This is a genomic window from Apibacter muscae, assembly GCF_007845635.1.
GTDB lineage: Bacteria > Bacteroidota > Bacteroidia > Flavobacteriales > Weeksellaceae > Apibacter > Apibacter muscae.
The window spans coordinates 244,860-259,149 of sequence record NZ_SELG01000032.1 but is presented as its reverse complement, the minus strand read 5'-3'; the positions used below and the strand labels follow the sequence as shown (position 1 = coordinate 259,149).

Here is a 14,290-nt window from a genome sequence, read left to right as displayed (position 1 = left end):
AGAACAGAAAAAAGTTTAAAATTTTGTTTTAAAGCTCAAAAAAATTTGTTGAGAAGCTTAAGGGGACTCTAATGAACTTCCAATAGTTTAAATTTGCAGTTAAAATTTATGGATAGAGTGGATAACTTTTTTATGATTATTACTGAAGTGTTTAATGTTCCGGGGCGAGGAACTATTTTAACAGGTAGAATTGGTAAGGGTAATGTGAGTATTGAAGATACTCTTTATCTTATAGATTCTTTTGGAAATATAATTTCTAAATCGATAACAATTAAAGGGTTGGATATTGGCTTTAGCCGAACAAGACCAAGTACAGCAGAAGAAGGAATGAATGTGGGTTTGTTAATTGGGGAAGTGGATATTGAAATAGTTCCAGGGTATATTGTCCGAAATTTACAAACTCAACCAAGGAAAGCATTTTAGTTAATGGCAAAGAAATGTAAATGGTAAAAGTTTAAAAATAAGAGCTTCAAATAATGTTTAGCCTATAGATTGTACATACGTATAATTCCTTTTTTATAGATACAAAAATTTTTATGGTATAAATTATTCTATAAGACAAGTTTAGTATGTTTTTTGAATTAAATACCTAAGAATGAAAATAATACATTAATCAAAGTCTTATAAAAAAATATTTTTTTATATAATATTTTTCAGATTATAGATTAATTTTTAAATCCCATATTTTAATACATAGTATGAAAGATGTAGTTTATGATAAATTAAAAATTTTGGCAGAATCTGCAAAGTATGACGTGTCTTGCTCATCCAGTGGAGTTGCTAGAAATAATAAATCGAGAGGTTTAGGCAATACGGCTGGGGGAATGGGTATTTGTCATAGTTATACCGAAGATGGAAGATGTGTATCCTTATTAAAAATTTTACTAACCAATGTATGTATTTTTGATTGTGCTTATTGCATCAATCGTAGAACCAATGATATTCAAAGAGCCTCTTTTAGTGTAAAAGAATTGGTAGAACTTACCATTGAGTTTTATCGCCGCAATTATATTGAAGGCTTATTTTTAAGTTCCGGAATCATCAAGAATGCGGATTATACCATGGAACGTATGCTAAGAGTAGTTAAAGATTTGCGTACCCTCCATAGATTTAACGGGTATATACATATGAAGAGTATTCCTGGAGCCAGTCAGGAACTAGTAAATCAGGCAGGTTTGTATGTAGATCGGATGAGTGTAAATTTAGAAATTCCCACAGAGAAGAATTTAAAGTTGCTAGCTCCTGAAAAAGATCATACCAGTGTTTTTCAACCCATGAAGTATATTCAGCAAGGAGTATTGGAGAATATTGAAGATCGTAAGAGGTTGCGTTCAGCCCCACGTTTTGTCCCTGCCGGGCAAAGTACACAGATGATTGTTGGCGCAACGAACGAAAAAGATAAGGATATTTTACATATTTCTTCTCTTTTGTATAAACGTCCCACCATGAGGCGCGTGTACTATTCAGGATTTATTCCGGTTAACCATTATGATGCGCGCTTACCTTCCATTAAACAAGCGCCTTTGGTAAGGGAAAACCGATTGTATCAAGCCGATTGGTTGTTGAGGTTTTATGGTTTTAAGGCAGAAGAGATTGCTAATGATGCTTACCCGGACTTAGATTTAGAAGTTGATCCTAAATTGTCTTGGGCTTTGCGTCATCCGGAATTTTTTCCTGTAGATGTTAATCGGGCAGATTATGGAATGATTTTGCGTGTACCCGGGATAGGAGTGAAGTCTGCTCGTTTAATAGTTATGTCTCGTAGGCATGGTAAGATCACAGCAACACAGCTTAGAAAGATGGGAATAGTTATGAAGAAAGCACAATATTTTATTACTTGTAATGAACTACCCAATTACACCATACATGAAGCTACTCCTAAATTATTAAAAAGTATTTTAATGGAGCCAAAAAAGAAAACTTTTAAAAGCGGTCAATTGCCAATTATTTTTCCTGTATAAAGTAGACAATATGTTGGTTTATTTTTATGATAAAACATTTGAAGGTTTATTAACGGCTATATTTTTTTCTTACAAGCATAAAGAATTCCCGGATCAATTAATGCAGGAAGGAGATATTGCCCCCTTGTTTACGGAACGTACGTATACCGTTGTTACAAGTACAGAGAAAGCGGGTAGAGTTTGGAAGGCTTTAGAAAAAAAAATATCTAAGCGCGCTTGTAGAATGTTGATGCATGCATGGTTGTCTGAAATAGAAGGAAGTGATGAAATTATTTTTCGTTACATACATAAAGCTATCAATAGTTATACAAGAATGGAAACCAATTTTGGAGATAAAGATGTTTTAGAAATTGTGCAAATTGCTAAAAAAGTGACCCGAGAAAGGCATCATTTAGAACAATTTGTACGGTTTCAAAAAGCCTCAGATTCCATTTTTTTTGCACCCATTTCTCCCGCACACAATGCTTTGCCCTTAGTTATTAATCATTTTAAAGATCGTTTTGCAGATCAACAGTGGGTAATTTACGATACCAAGCGTAAATATGGGTTTTATTACGATTTGAAAAGCGTTCAGGAAATTACGTTTAGTGAGGATCCTCAATGGATCAATGGTAAGTTAGAGGATCACCAAATGGCTGAAGATGAAAAACGTTTTCAAAAATTATGGAAAGGATATTTTCAAGCTCTTACCATCAAAGAACGCATCAATCTTAAGCTTCAACGGCAGCAAATGCCTAAATGTTTCTGGAAATACTTAACAGAGAAGCAATACTAATTTTTTCTCGGTAGATTTTAAACGGTTTATACCCCTTCTAGTACTATCCCTTCATAGAACCGGATTTATGAAAACTAGCCGGAGTAAACCCATATTTTTTTTTAAAAGCGGTTTGAAAATGTGATAAATTTTTAAAACCGACTTCGGTGTATAAATCGTTAACCATAATTTTACTAGACTTTAATGTTTCATAGGCAGCCTCTAATCGTTTATTAATTAGCCATTTTTGTGGAGGTAAATGACTAATTTTTGAAAAATCTCGTTTAAAGGTGGCTAAACTACGACCGGTATAGGAGGCTATTTCGCTGATCGATAGATCGTAAGTATAGTTTTCGTTTAAAAATTCAAGAATATCAATTTTCCAAGGTTCTGTAAAATCAAACAAAATGGGGTAGAAGTTCATGTTTGTTTTCAAAAGTATATGAATGCCTTCCTGTAATTTTAATTGAATTAGGTCTTTCGTTGGTTCTACGCCGGAATCAAAATATGGCGTAAGAGACTCAAATAAACTTTTTAGATCAGGAGTGTTATTTAATTTGAAAATGTTTTGATGGGTGGGAGTGATGCTTTCCTGTAATTTTTGGTGTTTCCATTGAGCATTGTAAAACTCTCTTAAAAACTTTCGTTGAAAAGTGATTGATATACCTTTGTACTGCCCATTTTCTCCATAGTTTTTGAACATCGTTAAACGGTGGTTTTTTCTGACAAAGGCAGATTCTCCAGGTTTTAGTATAATTTTTTTATTGTTTTCAATAATGGTATGTTCACCCGAGCATAAATAAATAAGAGTATGGTCTTTGAGGGTAGGAACACAAGAAGTGTAATTATTACTAAAGCAAGATAAAAATATACCGGAATAGTTTAAAACTTCTAAATGGTCTTTCATGTGTAAAATTTAGTAAAAGAATTTTAAATTTCCCAAATAATATTTAGGTGAAATTTTAGTAGTAATAATAATCTTGTGAAGTTTTTTAATAAAAAAAAGCTTCTAATTATTTTAATTAGAAGCTTTTTAGTACCCCAGACGGGAGCAAAACTAACTTTATGAAATACTCTATAAACTTAATCCTAATAAGCCTTTAATCCTTAATTTAAGTAGGTTAAATAATTAGTCGAAATTAAAAGAAATTAAGTTAAATCAAATAAAAGTTGGCAAATTGTCGGCTTATTATTAAATTTGAATAAATAATTATTTCATGAAAGTACGCTTTTATATAACCAAACAAAAAAATCCATATTCCACTATACACTTGAGGTTTTGGCATGGTCGTAAATATGACTTTAAAACCTCCACAGAATTGGTAGTAAAATATGAAGATTGGAATAACGAAAAAGAAGTCGTACGAAATAAAGTAACAGCAAAAGACAAAGACTTTATTAATAATACCCTAGCAAACCTCAGACAATACATTATAGAAAATTTTAATACCGAGTATAACAGCGGATTACCTATATCTAAAATGTGGCTTAAAAATAAAGTTTCTGTTTTCTTTAATAGAGTAGACGAAAGTAAACCAGAACAAACCTATTATACCGATTGGGTTACCAAATTTATAGAAACAGCTTCTAAACGATTATATAAAGGAAAACCAATAAGTCAAAGTACATTAAAAAAATATGTAACTACCCGAAATTACTTAGTTATGTATGAAGAATATAAAAAAACGAAACTCTTACATCAAGACATAACCATGAATTTCTATTATGACTTTGTAGACTATTGTAAAACCATACAAAAAGTTAATCTAAATACCATAGGAACATATATAGGTAAAATAAAATTCTTTTGTGGACAAATTGCATTAGAAGGCTTGCCCATATCTAACCACTATAAAAACAGTGAATTTATGGGGTTATCAGAACAAACAGAAGATATATACCTAACCATCAAAGAAATAGAAACCATCTATAACCTAGACCTTTCCACTAATCCACGTTTAGACAACGTACGAGACCTTTTTATTATAGGATTAAACACAGGGCTAAGAGTATCCGATTTCATGCGATTAGACTTAACCCATATAAAAGACGATACCATACGAATTAAAGCCCAAAAAACAGGAAAAATAGCAGAAATACCCATTAACAACCATATAGAACAAACCCTAGCCAAACGAAACGGAAATTTACCCAAAGCCATAAGCGAACAGAAATTTAATGAATATATAAAAGAATTAGGAAAACTAGCAGGCTTAACCCAACAAGTACAAGGAGCTAAAATCAACAAAGAAACCAAACGAAAAGAAAAAGGCACATATCCCAAATACGAACTTATAACCTCCCATATCTGTCGACGTTCCTTTGCTACAAACCTATACGGTCAAATTCCTACCCCTGTAATAATGTCTATTACAGGACATGCCACCGAAACCCAATTTTTGACCTATATCAAAAAAACTAATGCAGAAAATGCAGAAGTATTAAGAAACTTCTATAAGAAAAGTATGAAAGAAAAAGGCTTAAAACCTATGTTAAAAATAATAAAATAAAAATATTTTAAATAAATAAGATAAAACGATATTACTAATATTGTATTAAAAATATAATTTTTATTTAAAAAGGTAAATCATCATCTTCTTCTTCAATATTAACAGATACATAATTAACTTTCCAATCACCCTTTTTTAAAAATTTTAATTTATCATCAATATCAAATAATGACTTAGATACACCCAATGTTTTAATCTTATCCCTAATTTTTTTATTCCACAGAAAATAATCATCTTTTTCACCAGCATCTTTATATCCTCTAGCCTTTAATAACTCCTCCAAATCAGATAATTCCTGTATATAAAATAAGTATTTAATATCTAATTTATTTTTTAGTTCTTCAACTAATGGATGATGTATCATTAAAATTCTATTAATTTCCTCTGTGTTTTCCTTATTTTCATCACTAAGATAATTAACTAATTGGTCTAAAGTTTTAGAAGTAGTTTCCAATTTATTTATTAAGCTGATTTCTTTTATTCTAGACTGGTTTTGCATAAACCTTTGAAATAATCCTGCAAATTGATCTTTTAAATAATTTATAATATCTGAGCTTGTTTCAAAATTTTTGATGTTATTATTGTTAGGTAATAATTTTATTTCTTCAATAAATTTATATATTCTTACATCATCTACATGCTTAAATTTAATATCATTTTCTTTATTTAATAAATATGTTTCATATTCAGCATTTACATTTTTTTCAATGAAAATGTAAACTTGTTTATTTTCTTCAAGAGCGTATTTTAATTCCAAATGAGAAATAGATTTTTCTTTTGTTTTTTTTGATTCTGAGCCAAACCGCCCTCCTATGATTGAAATTAAAATGTCTATATTCTGAATTTCTTTATAGCAATATTCCTCTAAAGCTTCTTCTTTTCCATAAGGAATATCTCCTTCTTCATTTCTTACTGGTTGGTAACCAAGATTTTCAATAAATTGATCTATTTCCGTTCTTATATATTTTAAATCATAAAATGTTGAACTAATAAAAACTGTTGGTTTTGCCATATAGATATAATATGTAATTATTATCTAAATTTATTAAAATAAATTATAATAATAAGTATTTTTTTTAGTATTTGTTATTATTAATTCTATTCTAATAATTAAAAATATTCATAGTTGTACTCCTGACTATTACATTTAGTTAAATAGAATCAATTTCAAGAAAAATAAGAATATTATTAAAAAAATTGAACGAATAATAGCCCTATTAAAAATATAACTTTAATAGCCTTATAATCTTCAATTTAAACACTTAACTAATAGAATATCAATTATATAAAAAAGTACTTTTTGTTTTTTTAATATTTTTTTATTTTTCCCCCATAAAAGGAGGTTTTATGTTAAACTTATGTTAAATTTCAGAAATTAGAGCTACAAAAACGTGTAAAAAAAAACACATTCGAGGGGGTATAAGGGTACATTTTTACACTTTAAATAGCTTTAAATGCAAATTCATACCCCCTTAAGAACAGATAAAAAACTTGTAAAGTATTGTCTATGTTATTATTACACTAAATTTTATCTCAAAAACACGTGCGCGCGCGAAAATTTGGGTACGTTTTGTTTTTCAGAGTCTTTTACGTACTTGCAAGAGGGTAGGAATCAAATTAATTTTGTAACCAACAAATAAAACCAAATAAATATCCCATGAAACAAGTAAACCTAGAAGTAAACGGAATAGATTTTAAAAATCTAAAAGTAAACGGAGTAAGCCTCCAAGAACTATTTCAAAAACTCGAAAACTTAACCCATACCAAAACCCAAGAAAAAAACGCAACAGAATCAGAAACCCATTTACTATTAACACGCAAAGAAGTAGCCCACCTATTAAAAATATCCCTGCCTACCTTGCACGATTGGACAAAAAAAGGCTTAATAAAAAGCTATCGAATAGGAAATAGAGTAAGATATAAACAAACAGACCTATACAATGCCTTACAAAAAACCAGTCAACAATAAAGAATACCTATTTATCTTATTAGATGAACTAGTTATCCTAAACCTACATGCCCAAGACATACAAGCCCCTAATCCAAAACAAGCCATACTAGCCAAAATACAGGAGCTTTATACCTTAATAGAATCCTACTTAGATTAACCCATTATTAACCATTAAATAACTAAAATACAATACATTAAAGTATCTGTACAGCCCTTTTTATATCCCTTTTCCAATGATAGACGGCATAAAAATATATTGTGAAGACCTTTCCCCCCAAACATGGGAAAGGATGCCCTATCTATCCTTTATAACCATAATAAACGAACAAACAGGAGAAATACTAAACAAAAAACGATATGCCCAATACCAAGCCCTATACCTAGAAATAAAACCCTCCACCATTATAAAAAATAAAGATAATTGCTATTTACACGGTTCTATAGCCAAGTATCATAATAACGGACTAGATAATGCCTATGATTATGATTATCAAGCCTTTCAAAACACCCTGACAGACCTAGAAAATAAATTAAAAATAAACCCCGAAAAAGCCCAGTTAAAAAACTTTGAATTTGGAATCAACATAACCCTGCCTTTTCCAGTAAAAACCGCATTAAACCATCTTAAAACCTATAAAAGCAATAGCTTTTCCACTATGTATACAGGAAGACAAAACATAGGATATATAGCAGATTATCAACAATACACCCTGAAAATATATAATAAAAGTATCCAAGCAAAAATCAATCAGCCCAACCTCCTCCGAATAGAAATACAAGTAAAAAAAATGCAGTACGTAAAAGCCCTGAATATTCATACACTCGCAGACCTGAAAAAACCTGAAATATGGAAGTATCTAGCAAACCATTTACTTAACCTCTGGGCGGAATGCCTTTACATTAATGAAAAAGACTTTAACTATAAAACCATGTCCGACCGAACACAAAAAAAATTCCTTCGATTTATAGATCCCCGATACTGGGACAGCCTAAAAGAAAAAAAACAACGATTACGAGCCAGACAAGCCTATAAAGAAATATGTAACCTCTACCAAAATAAAGAAGAAAAACAAATAATAACCACATTTATTAAAGAAAAACTAGAAAAATTGAAGCCAAAAACTGTCCACCAATTAACAAATCCTATCCCATTAAAAACAGTACAAAATGATAAGCCCAATCAAAAAATAAAATGTCCACCATTTAACCCTTTAGATAAAGAGTTAATAAGTACCCAAAATAAGAATATAAATAAAGACCGTTTTTTACTAGAAAACATAAAACAAAAAAAGCCTGAAAAACAAACCAAAAAACATATAAAAAAATGTCTTGTTTGTCATCAATCCCTAAAAAATAAAAATACCCATGCAAAATACTGCTCCAAACAATGCAACAACCAATACCACACCCGAAAAAGAAAAAAGATGAGACAAAAAATAAAAATAACCCAAATAAAAAACCTCAACCGAATAATACAACAAATACCCAAAAATAACCTTTGGCTTACCATAACCTATACCAATAAAAAACTAACCTATACAGAAACCCTTCATCAGTCTGAAATATTATCCCCTGCCCAATGGATAAACAAAATAAAACAAATAGAAATAAAAGGAATCCGAAAAAACAGCCCAATAATTATCCTTACCAGTCTCAGAGCAAAAAAACTAATCAAACAACTAACCCTAATCAACCAAAAGCACACAAAGAACACTTTAAACAATCAAAAAAATAATAGGGGGGGTGTACTTCAATCAAGCCCCTAAAAAGTACGCAACAAATAGCCTCAATAAAATACGTTGTATAACCCTCAAAATGACAACAAATAATGTTAATTTACTACCATTTAAAGTATATTTTTTATGAAAGAATCGAAATTAAACACACAAAAAGCCTTTAGATATTATTGTCTAGGCTTGACTAGCAAAGAGATTGCTAAACTATTAGATTGTAGTTACCGAACCGTACAAAACTATATGAGTGCGGAAAACTGGAAAGAAAAAAGAAACCAGTTAAAACCAAAAAACAAAGTCATAAAAAAATAAATCCATCCCTAATAAAAAGATACCTAAAAAACTAGGTGTCTTTTTTGTTTTCCTTACTATAACTATTTAATTCTTCCAAAAACTCCAGTTCAGAGTAGGGGATAAGGCTTTTAGCCAAATCAAGCAAATTGCAAATATCCAAATCCGTATTTATAGCAATATTTCTTTCCCTAGCCAATAAACAACTCTCGCAAACCCTTAAAATAGAAAGTAAAATAAAACCCAAATGCTTATAACCATCAATCTCAACCCTAAGCATATATTTACCCTCATCGGTTGGGCTTAAAGTGGTTAGATAATCCTTAGTCTTTTCTAGTATATCCATATCATTAACCATAATCTAAAATTTTATAGCAAAGAAAATACAAGAGGAGGTAATATAGTATAGATAAGCCCTTTATCTTATCGTTGTGCTACTATAAAATATCACTCTGTTTTTTATTGTATTTTTCATACTTTTGCTAAAATACTTTGGTTATGAATACAAAAACAGCCCCTAAAAAAGTACATCAGGGAAGAAATATAAAAAGACTAAGAGAAATGTTAGGAATCAAACAAGAATCTTTAGCCTTTGATTTAGGGGTTACTCAATCTACTGTATCCGATTACGAACAAAAAGAACAATTAGAAGAAAAGGTATTAGAAAAAGTTTCTAAGGCTTTAAAAGTACCTGTAGAGGCTATTAAGAATATGAATGAGGAGGCTACTGTAAATTATATTAATACTTTTAATGATAGTGCTGTTAATCACGGATCTAATACCAATTTTAACTGTACTTTTAATCCAATTGAAAAAATAGTTGAGCTTTATACTGAGAAAGAGGAACTTTATAAACAAATGCTAAAAGACAAGGATATTTTAATTGAAAAGTTGTCTAAGAAGAATTAAACAACAATAAATATATCTCTTTCTTATCCTAAAATTGAAGGATTAGTTATAATATTAGCTACTATATTTGAAAGAACATCACTACCAAATGATTTTAATTTACTAATAACTTTGCTTTTTTTACCTTCTTGAGTATCGTTATTCTGCTCATTTAATATTTCTTGAATTTCTTTTAATTGCCTTCCTGTAAGTTCATTTTGAAGCGTTTCAAGTATTATGTTTATACTAATATTTTGATTTTGTGATTGGTTTTGATTTAAGTTAATATTTATTCCATTAGAAGCTTTTAAAACTTCTTTTTTTTCTGGTAATCCAAATACTTTCAAAATATGGATAATATTTTCAATTATTTCTCTTGCTTGCTGTTCGCATTCTTTTGAATTACTTTTACTAGTTAGTCTTGGTCTCTTATCTTCATCTTCATAAGCATTAATAAAAGAGATAGAGGGAGTATCAATATATTTAATTTGATTAATTTGGTCTTCATATTTACTTCCTTCTCCATAAATTATATTTATTATACTAATAGCCTTATTTTTCCATATTTTTAGATCCGTTCCACTATTAAAGTAGATTTGTTTTAATTCATCTAAAGATTCTAAATACTTATTAATCATAATTTCCCAATTATTGTATTTATAGCATCTCTTTTTTCTGCATTGGTTAAATATTCCTGCATCAGCTTATATAAATCATATTTTCCAACAGAACCTCCATATAAATTTAATACTTCTGTGAAAATTACAACTGCATTATTGATGTCATTTGTATCTAAAAACTCAAAATCCTTAGAGAAGTTTTGTTCTTTAAACTTACGAAAATCTTTACTATAAGTTTTATTTAAAAAATCAATTAACTGTTCATGTTTACTAAAATCACTCATTTTTATTTCTTTTAATTATTAAATAGTTTTTAATTCAATATTATTAAACTCTAAATTAATTTCCTTTAATTTATTTAGCTCTGTTGTTGTTTCTAAAGGTATCTCCTCCAAATTTTTAGATTGATTTAATAAAGATAATTCCTTTAAATCATTTAACTTTTTATATTTATCTCCATTAAGGTATAATTCCCATTTTTGATTTTTAGAATAATATTCAGCATACTCATTTCTATTAACTACTAAAACATTTAAACCATTTTCTAGGAAAAATATCTTTTTTACTCTCATTTACAATTTTCCTTTCTTTCTTAAATACTCTTGATATTGCTTTTCTTCAAATAGTTTCCATTCTTCTTCTGTATAATTTTTCCCTTTGTAGGTTTTATAAGGATAAGTTTCTTTTTCTGATTTATCTTTATCTATTCTCTCTAATATTAAACTCTTATCTAAATTTACAGTTGATTTGTCAAAAGATTGATTAGATACTAAAATTCTTTTATCAATTTTATTAGCTGGTGGCATTTGTTCAGAAACTATTACAACTTTTTTTATGGAATGTCCATTTTCTTTTAATAACCATTCTCCTTTTTCAAAAAAATCCTTTTTTCCTATCAAAGTACCTACAAAATAGGTGTATCCAAACGACATTTTAAATATTTCATCTATTTTTAGTATTGTTTTCATTTATTAGTAACCTACCAAATGTTAGCAAAAAAATAATCACTTACTTTTTTTATTTGGCTTTCATCAGGTTCTGTGTATACAAAATCTTTACTCTTTAAATAGTCTAAAAAATCTTTATCTATTTCATAATTAGAGTATTTTTGTAAATAATAAGCAAAATAATTAGGCCAAATCCATTCTCCATCAGTTTGATAGCCTAACCCAAACATAGGTTTATCCTCATCATCCTGTAACATAACAGGAGAATCTGTGAAATAATATCCTGATTCTAAATAATTAATAATCTTATCTAAATCTGTATAAGCTCTGGTGTCTTTAATCATTTCTGATAAATTCATAGAGTTATTGAATCTAACGTTATTATTATACATTTTTAAAAAACCAATTGTTTTCATATATTTTTTATTTATTATTCTGGGTAAAATATTTTAAAGTGTCCATCATTAGCAACATGTATTATACCTGAATTATCAACAGCAGTTAGATCTGTAGGAGCAACTACTTTAGATTTAGTTAGGTTTGCTAATTGTTGAGCTGCCCCATCCAATTCTTTTCCTGTACTGCAAGAGATTAATCGAATAGGAGTTCCTTGTTTGTATCCACCTTCAATTAATCTAGTATAAAGTTGGCTCGCATTAATTAACTCTCCTTTTGCAGGAGAAAACATATAGGGATAACCATGGATTAAAACATCATAATAATGAGGAGAAGGATACTTTAACAATCTTGCTTGATTTCTGAGAGTAGCACCATCCATACCCCAACTAAAAAAGCCTTTGCCGCCCATCCAATCCATTCTTCCAACCTTCACCAGTCCCAAAGCCCCTGTTTTCAACTTACCCATCCATTTCGCTGAAGTAGCAGCAATTTCCGCTAACCGTTCCGCCCCAATCAAAGCCTTTGCCCCTGTACTAGCACCCTTTACTGCCAATCCAGCCCCCTTAGAACCTATCAATGCTTCCGCAATCGCATATTCCAATTGACCCACCGATTCCCCAATCTCTCCCATATTTCCCCTCTTTACATCTTCCCAAGCATTCCCAGCAGATTTCTTTACCCCCTCCACTAAAGCATCTTTCGTTTGCTTAAAATCCGTTCCAAACTGACTATCCAATAGTTCCAAAGAACGATCCCCCATTAAAGTACCCGTTAAAGGAGAAGAATACGAAGCCCCAATAACCGCCAGTTTACCCATGCCCTTCCAAGTATCCGCCTTCCACATATCCGAAGTAAAGAAATTCCAAGTACTTTCTAATCCTTTCTTTGCTCCACGACCCACCCCTTCCGTAAATTTATCATTATCCTCACAAAACAAATCAATCAACTTACCAAAAGGAGTAGTTAAGGCTTCCCCCAATATAGAAGAAGAAATACTTTCTTTAACAAAGGCACTTTCATTATTGTTCTCATTGGCAAGATCCGCCTCATACTCATCAAAAAAGATCCTAATCTTACCTTGACCTACCGAACAAATACCCTCCGAATGCTCCAGCAAAGGAATCGCCTTATTTACCCGAACACCACCCTGTTTTACCTTTGTCCACTCTATTGAAGCAAATTTACAAGTACCACAAGTAGCACAACCCCCAAAAGGAATAATATTCACCCCAAACTTATTATCCGTATCCACACATTGCTTAGCCCCATAAATCTTCACATTACGACTAGCATCCGCAATTAACTGAGTAACCATCGTACCCTTATCACAAACCAAGAATACCCCCTCAGGCACATATTTTTTATTAACCTCAGACAAAACTGAATTTTTTAGAATGAAAACTCAACTCATCCCTCTTTAACAACTTCCCCCTAATCTCAAAAAAATGTTTATAAGAACCCCTTAAGAAAATGAAATTATAATCTAACTCATAAGATTCCTTAGCCGAAAAAACAATATCCGAAAAAGTAATTTCTTTTCCATACATAAAACGACAAGCATCAATAAAAATATTCTTATCCAGCCTATCAAAATCAATTCTACCCACAATGGTAACCCTATAGATATCCTTTACCCTTTCAATCAAAATATCCTCAATCACAGGCAAAGCTAAAGAAAGAATGAAACCATCCAATTTACGAGTGCGCGTAATTCTTTTCTGGGGATAACTATCTTTTACCAGTTCTTTAATCCCCGTAAAAAATAACCGATAGACCCCATAATAAAAAAGAGATTTCCTAAGTTTTCCCTCCTCCTTTAAACTAGCACCGTAGTTATCTAAAATAACAGAAATATCAGGCACTTTAGAATATTTGTCTAACAAACTTAGCTTAGCATTCAAAAACTTAGCTTGAATTTCCTCCAGATTAAGAATTTTGGTAACCTGACCGATCTCATTCAATTGCAAACACAAAGAAGAAACACAAGAAGAAAAATCCTGAGCCAATAGATAAATCAAAGCTTTAGAAGACTGAGAAAACGAAGAAACAACAAACACCGCCTGTTTATATTCATCCACCTTACAATAAACCAGAGAACTAAAATGATTTATAGTAGATTGATCCCCAATTTTATACTCCGAACTTCCCCGAACAACATAATCATAACAAGGCACAGGATCATAAAAATAATCTTCTTTCCTAGTAGTTAAACTCATAAAATAAAATAAAATATTTA

At 30.4% G+C, this 14,290-nt stretch carries 19 protein-coding genes; 9 read left to right on the top strand and 10 right to left on the bottom strand.

The genetic code is table 11. From position 1 onward, the window contains the following. The first annotated feature begins 108 nt into the window (after window positions 1-108). The 3 genes from ETU08_RS06300 (at window position 109) to ETU08_RS06290 (ending at window position 2,736) form a co-directional block, all read left to right on the top strand. A complete protein-coding gene (locus ETU08_RS06300) occupies window positions 109-423 on the top strand; it encodes a hypothetical protein (protein ID WP_146262175.1) in 315 nt (104 codons plus the stop codon). Between the two features lie 275 nt (window positions 424-698). Beyond that, entirely contained in the window at window positions 699-1,961 is a 1,263-nt protein-coding gene (locus ETU08_RS06295; RefSeq protein ID WP_146262174.1) for a putative DNA modification/repair radical SAM protein, read from the top strand. Between the two features lie 10 nt (window positions 1,962-1,971). After that, window positions 1,972-2,736, top strand: coding sequence for a TIGR03915 family putative DNA repair protein (locus ETU08_RS06290; protein WP_146262173.1), 765 nt, complete (start codon window positions 1,972-1,974; stop codon window positions 2,734-2,736). A 43-nt stretch (window positions 2,737-2,779) separates the two neighbouring features. On the opposite strand, the gene ETU08_RS06285 is transcribed toward ETU08_RS06290, so the two are convergent. Then, entirely contained in the window at window positions 2,780-3,622 is an 843-nt protein-coding gene (locus ETU08_RS06285) for a helix-turn-helix domain-containing protein (RefSeq protein WP_146262172.1), read from the bottom strand. A gap of 310 nt (window positions 3,623-3,932) precedes the next feature. Between ETU08_RS06285 and ETU08_RS06280 the strand changes: the two genes are divergently transcribed. Beyond that, on the top strand, window positions 3,933-5,225 hold the full coding sequence (locus ETU08_RS06280) for a site-specific integrase (protein ID WP_146262171.1): 1,293 nt from the start codon (window positions 3,933-3,935) through the stop codon (window positions 5,223-5,225). Window positions 5,226-5,289: 64 nt separating this feature from the next. Here ETU08_RS06280 and ETU08_RS06275 read toward each other — a convergent pair whose 3' ends face one another. Continuing rightward, the gene (locus ETU08_RS06275) at window positions 5,290-6,237 is read right to left on the bottom strand and encodes a DUF4062 domain-containing protein (protein WP_146262170.1); all 948 of its coding nucleotides are present in this window, start codon (window positions 6,235-6,237) and stop codon (window positions 5,290-5,292) included. Window positions 6,238-6,882: 645 nt separating this feature from the next. Here ETU08_RS06275 and ETU08_RS06270 point away from each other — a divergent pair. From ETU08_RS06270 to ETU08_RS06260, 4 genes are all read left to right on the top strand, one after another. Then, window positions 6,883-7,194, top strand: coding sequence for a helix-turn-helix domain-containing protein (locus tag ETU08_RS06270; RefSeq protein ID WP_146262169.1), 312 nt, complete (start codon window positions 6,883-6,885; stop codon window positions 7,192-7,194). Further along, window positions 7,166-7,333, top strand: a complete 168-nt coding sequence (locus ETU08_RS11890; protein WP_185145048.1) for a hypothetical protein — start codon at window positions 7,166-7,168, stop codon at window positions 7,331-7,333. Before ETU08_RS06270 ends, ETU08_RS11890 begins: the two co-directional genes overlap by 29 nt. A 76-nt stretch (window positions 7,334-7,409) precedes the next feature. Continuing rightward, window positions 7,410-8,942: a hypothetical protein gene (locus ETU08_RS06265; protein ID WP_146262168.1), complete on the top strand. Its 1,533-nt coding sequence runs from the start codon at window positions 7,410-7,412 to the stop codon at window positions 8,940-8,942. 96 nt (window positions 8,943-9,038) lie between these two features. After that, window positions 9,039-9,221 (top strand): helix-turn-helix transcriptional regulator, encoded by a 183-nt coding sequence (locus tag ETU08_RS06260; protein WP_146262167.1) that lies wholly within the window; start codon window positions 9,039-9,041, stop codon window positions 9,219-9,221. Between the two features lie 31 nt (window positions 9,222-9,252). On the opposite strand, the gene ETU08_RS06255 is transcribed toward ETU08_RS06260, so the two are convergent. Beyond that, window positions 9,253-9,558: a hypothetical protein gene (locus tag ETU08_RS06255; protein ID WP_146262166.1), complete on the bottom strand. Its 306-nt coding sequence runs from the start codon at window positions 9,556-9,558 to the stop codon at window positions 9,253-9,255. A 140-nt stretch (window positions 9,559-9,698) separates the two neighbouring features. Here ETU08_RS06255 and ETU08_RS06250 point away from each other — a divergent pair, with 140 nt between their 5' ends. After that, window positions 9,699-10,109: a helix-turn-helix domain-containing protein gene (locus ETU08_RS06250; RefSeq protein WP_146262165.1), complete on the top strand. Its 411-nt coding sequence runs from the start codon at window positions 9,699-9,701 to the stop codon at window positions 10,107-10,109. A 23-nt stretch (window positions 10,110-10,132) separates the two neighbouring features. Here ETU08_RS06250 and ETU08_RS06245 read toward each other — a convergent pair whose 3' ends face one another. From ETU08_RS06245 to ETU08_RS06215, 7 genes are read right to left on the bottom strand one after another with little or no spacing between them, the layout of a single operon-like run. Continuing rightward, window positions 10,133-10,726, bottom strand: coding sequence for a hypothetical protein (locus ETU08_RS06245; RefSeq protein WP_146262164.1), 594 nt, complete (start codon window positions 10,724-10,726; stop codon window positions 10,133-10,135). Next, complete coding sequence (locus tag ETU08_RS06240; RefSeq protein ID WP_146262163.1) at window positions 10,723-10,992, bottom strand: hypothetical protein; 270 nt, start codon at window positions 10,990-10,992, stop codon at window positions 10,723-10,725. The genes ETU08_RS06245 and ETU08_RS06240 overlap by 4 nt, the downstream gene beginning before the upstream one ends. An 18-nt stretch (window positions 10,993-11,010) precedes the next feature. Next, window positions 11,011-11,280: a hypothetical protein gene (locus ETU08_RS06235; RefSeq protein WP_146262162.1), complete on the bottom strand. Its 270-nt coding sequence runs from the start codon at window positions 11,278-11,280 to the stop codon at window positions 11,011-11,013. After that, window positions 11,281-11,676, bottom strand: a complete 396-nt coding sequence (locus ETU08_RS06230) for a hypothetical protein (RefSeq protein ID WP_146262161.1) — start codon at window positions 11,674-11,676, stop codon at window positions 11,281-11,283. Window positions 11,677-11,687: 11 nt separating this feature from the next. Next, complete coding sequence (locus ETU08_RS06225) at window positions 11,688-12,071, bottom strand: hypothetical protein (protein WP_185145289.1); 384 nt, start codon at window positions 12,069-12,071, stop codon at window positions 11,688-11,690. Window positions 12,072-12,085: 14 nt separating this feature from the next. Then, window positions 12,086-13,432, bottom strand: a complete 1,347-nt coding sequence (locus ETU08_RS06220) for a DUF8616 domain-containing protein (RefSeq protein ID WP_146262159.1) — start codon at window positions 13,430-13,432, stop codon at window positions 12,086-12,088. Continuing rightward, complete coding sequence (locus tag ETU08_RS06215; protein ID WP_146262158.1) at window positions 13,425-14,270, bottom strand: hypothetical protein; 846 nt, start codon at window positions 14,268-14,270, stop codon at window positions 13,425-13,427. The genes ETU08_RS06220 and ETU08_RS06215 overlap by 8 nt, the downstream gene beginning before the upstream one ends. Window positions 14,271-14,290 lie beyond the last annotated feature (20 nt).

Coding starts and splice junctions, on each gene's coding strand:
- ETU08_RS06285 (WP_146262172.1), bottom strand. CDS start 3,622: ATGAAAGACCATTTAGAAGTTTTAAACTATTCCGGTATATTTTTATCT.
- ETU08_RS06260 (WP_146262167.1), top strand. CDS start 9,039: ATGAAAGAATCGAAATTAAACACACAAAAAGCCTTTAGATATTATTGT.
- ETU08_RS06215 (WP_146262158.1), bottom strand. CDS start 14,270: ATGAGTTTAACTACTAGGAAAGAAGATTATTTTTATGATCCTGTGCCT.
- ETU08_RS06245 (WP_146262164.1), bottom strand. CDS start 10,726: ATGATTAATAAGTATTTAGAATCTTTAGATGAATTAAAACAAATCTAC.
- ETU08_RS06275 (WP_146262170.1), bottom strand. CDS start 6,237: ATGGCAAAACCAACAGTTTTTATTAGTTCAACATTTTATGATTTAAAA.
- ETU08_RS06255 (WP_146262166.1), bottom strand. CDS start 9,558: ATGGTTAATGATATGGATATACTAGAAAAGACTAAGGATTATCTAACC.
- ETU08_RS06230 (WP_146262161.1), bottom strand. CDS start 11,676: ATGAAAACAATACTAAAAATAGATGAAATATTTAAAATGTCGTTTGGA.
- ETU08_RS06280 (WP_146262171.1), top strand. CDS start 3,933: ATGAAAGTACGCTTTTATATAACCAAACAAAAAAATCCATATTCCACT.
- ETU08_RS06240 (WP_146262163.1), bottom strand. CDS start 10,992: ATGAGTGATTTTAGTAAACATGAACAGTTAATTGATTTTTTAAATAAA.
- ETU08_RS06265 (WP_146262168.1), top strand. CDS start 7,410: ATGATAGACGGCATAAAAATATATTGTGAAGACCTTTCCCCCCAAACA.
- ETU08_RS06235 (WP_146262162.1), bottom strand. CDS start 11,280: ATGAGAGTAAAAAAGATATTTTTCCTAGAAAATGGTTTAAATGTTTTA.
- ETU08_RS06270 (WP_146262169.1), top strand. CDS start 6,883: ATGAAACAAGTAAACCTAGAAGTAAACGGAATAGATTTTAAAAATCTA.
- ETU08_RS06225 (WP_185145289.1), bottom strand. CDS start 12,071: ATGAAAACAATTGGTTTTTTAAAAATGTATAATAATAACGTTAGATTC.
- ETU08_RS06300 (WP_146262175.1), top strand. CDS start 109: ATGGATAGAGTGGATAACTTTTTTATGATTATTACTGAAGTGTTTAAT.
- ETU08_RS06290 (WP_146262173.1), top strand. CDS start 1,972: ATGTTGGTTTATTTTTATGATAAAACATTTGAAGGTTTATTAACGGCT.
- ETU08_RS11890 (WP_185145048.1), top strand. CDS start 7,166: ATGCCTTACAAAAAACCAGTCAACAATAAAGAATACCTATTTATCTTA.
- ETU08_RS06250 (WP_146262165.1), top strand. CDS start 9,699: ATGAATACAAAAACAGCCCCTAAAAAAGTACATCAGGGAAGAAATATA.
- ETU08_RS06295 (WP_146262174.1), top strand. CDS start 699: ATGAAAGATGTAGTTTATGATAAATTAAAAATTTTGGCAGAATCTGCA.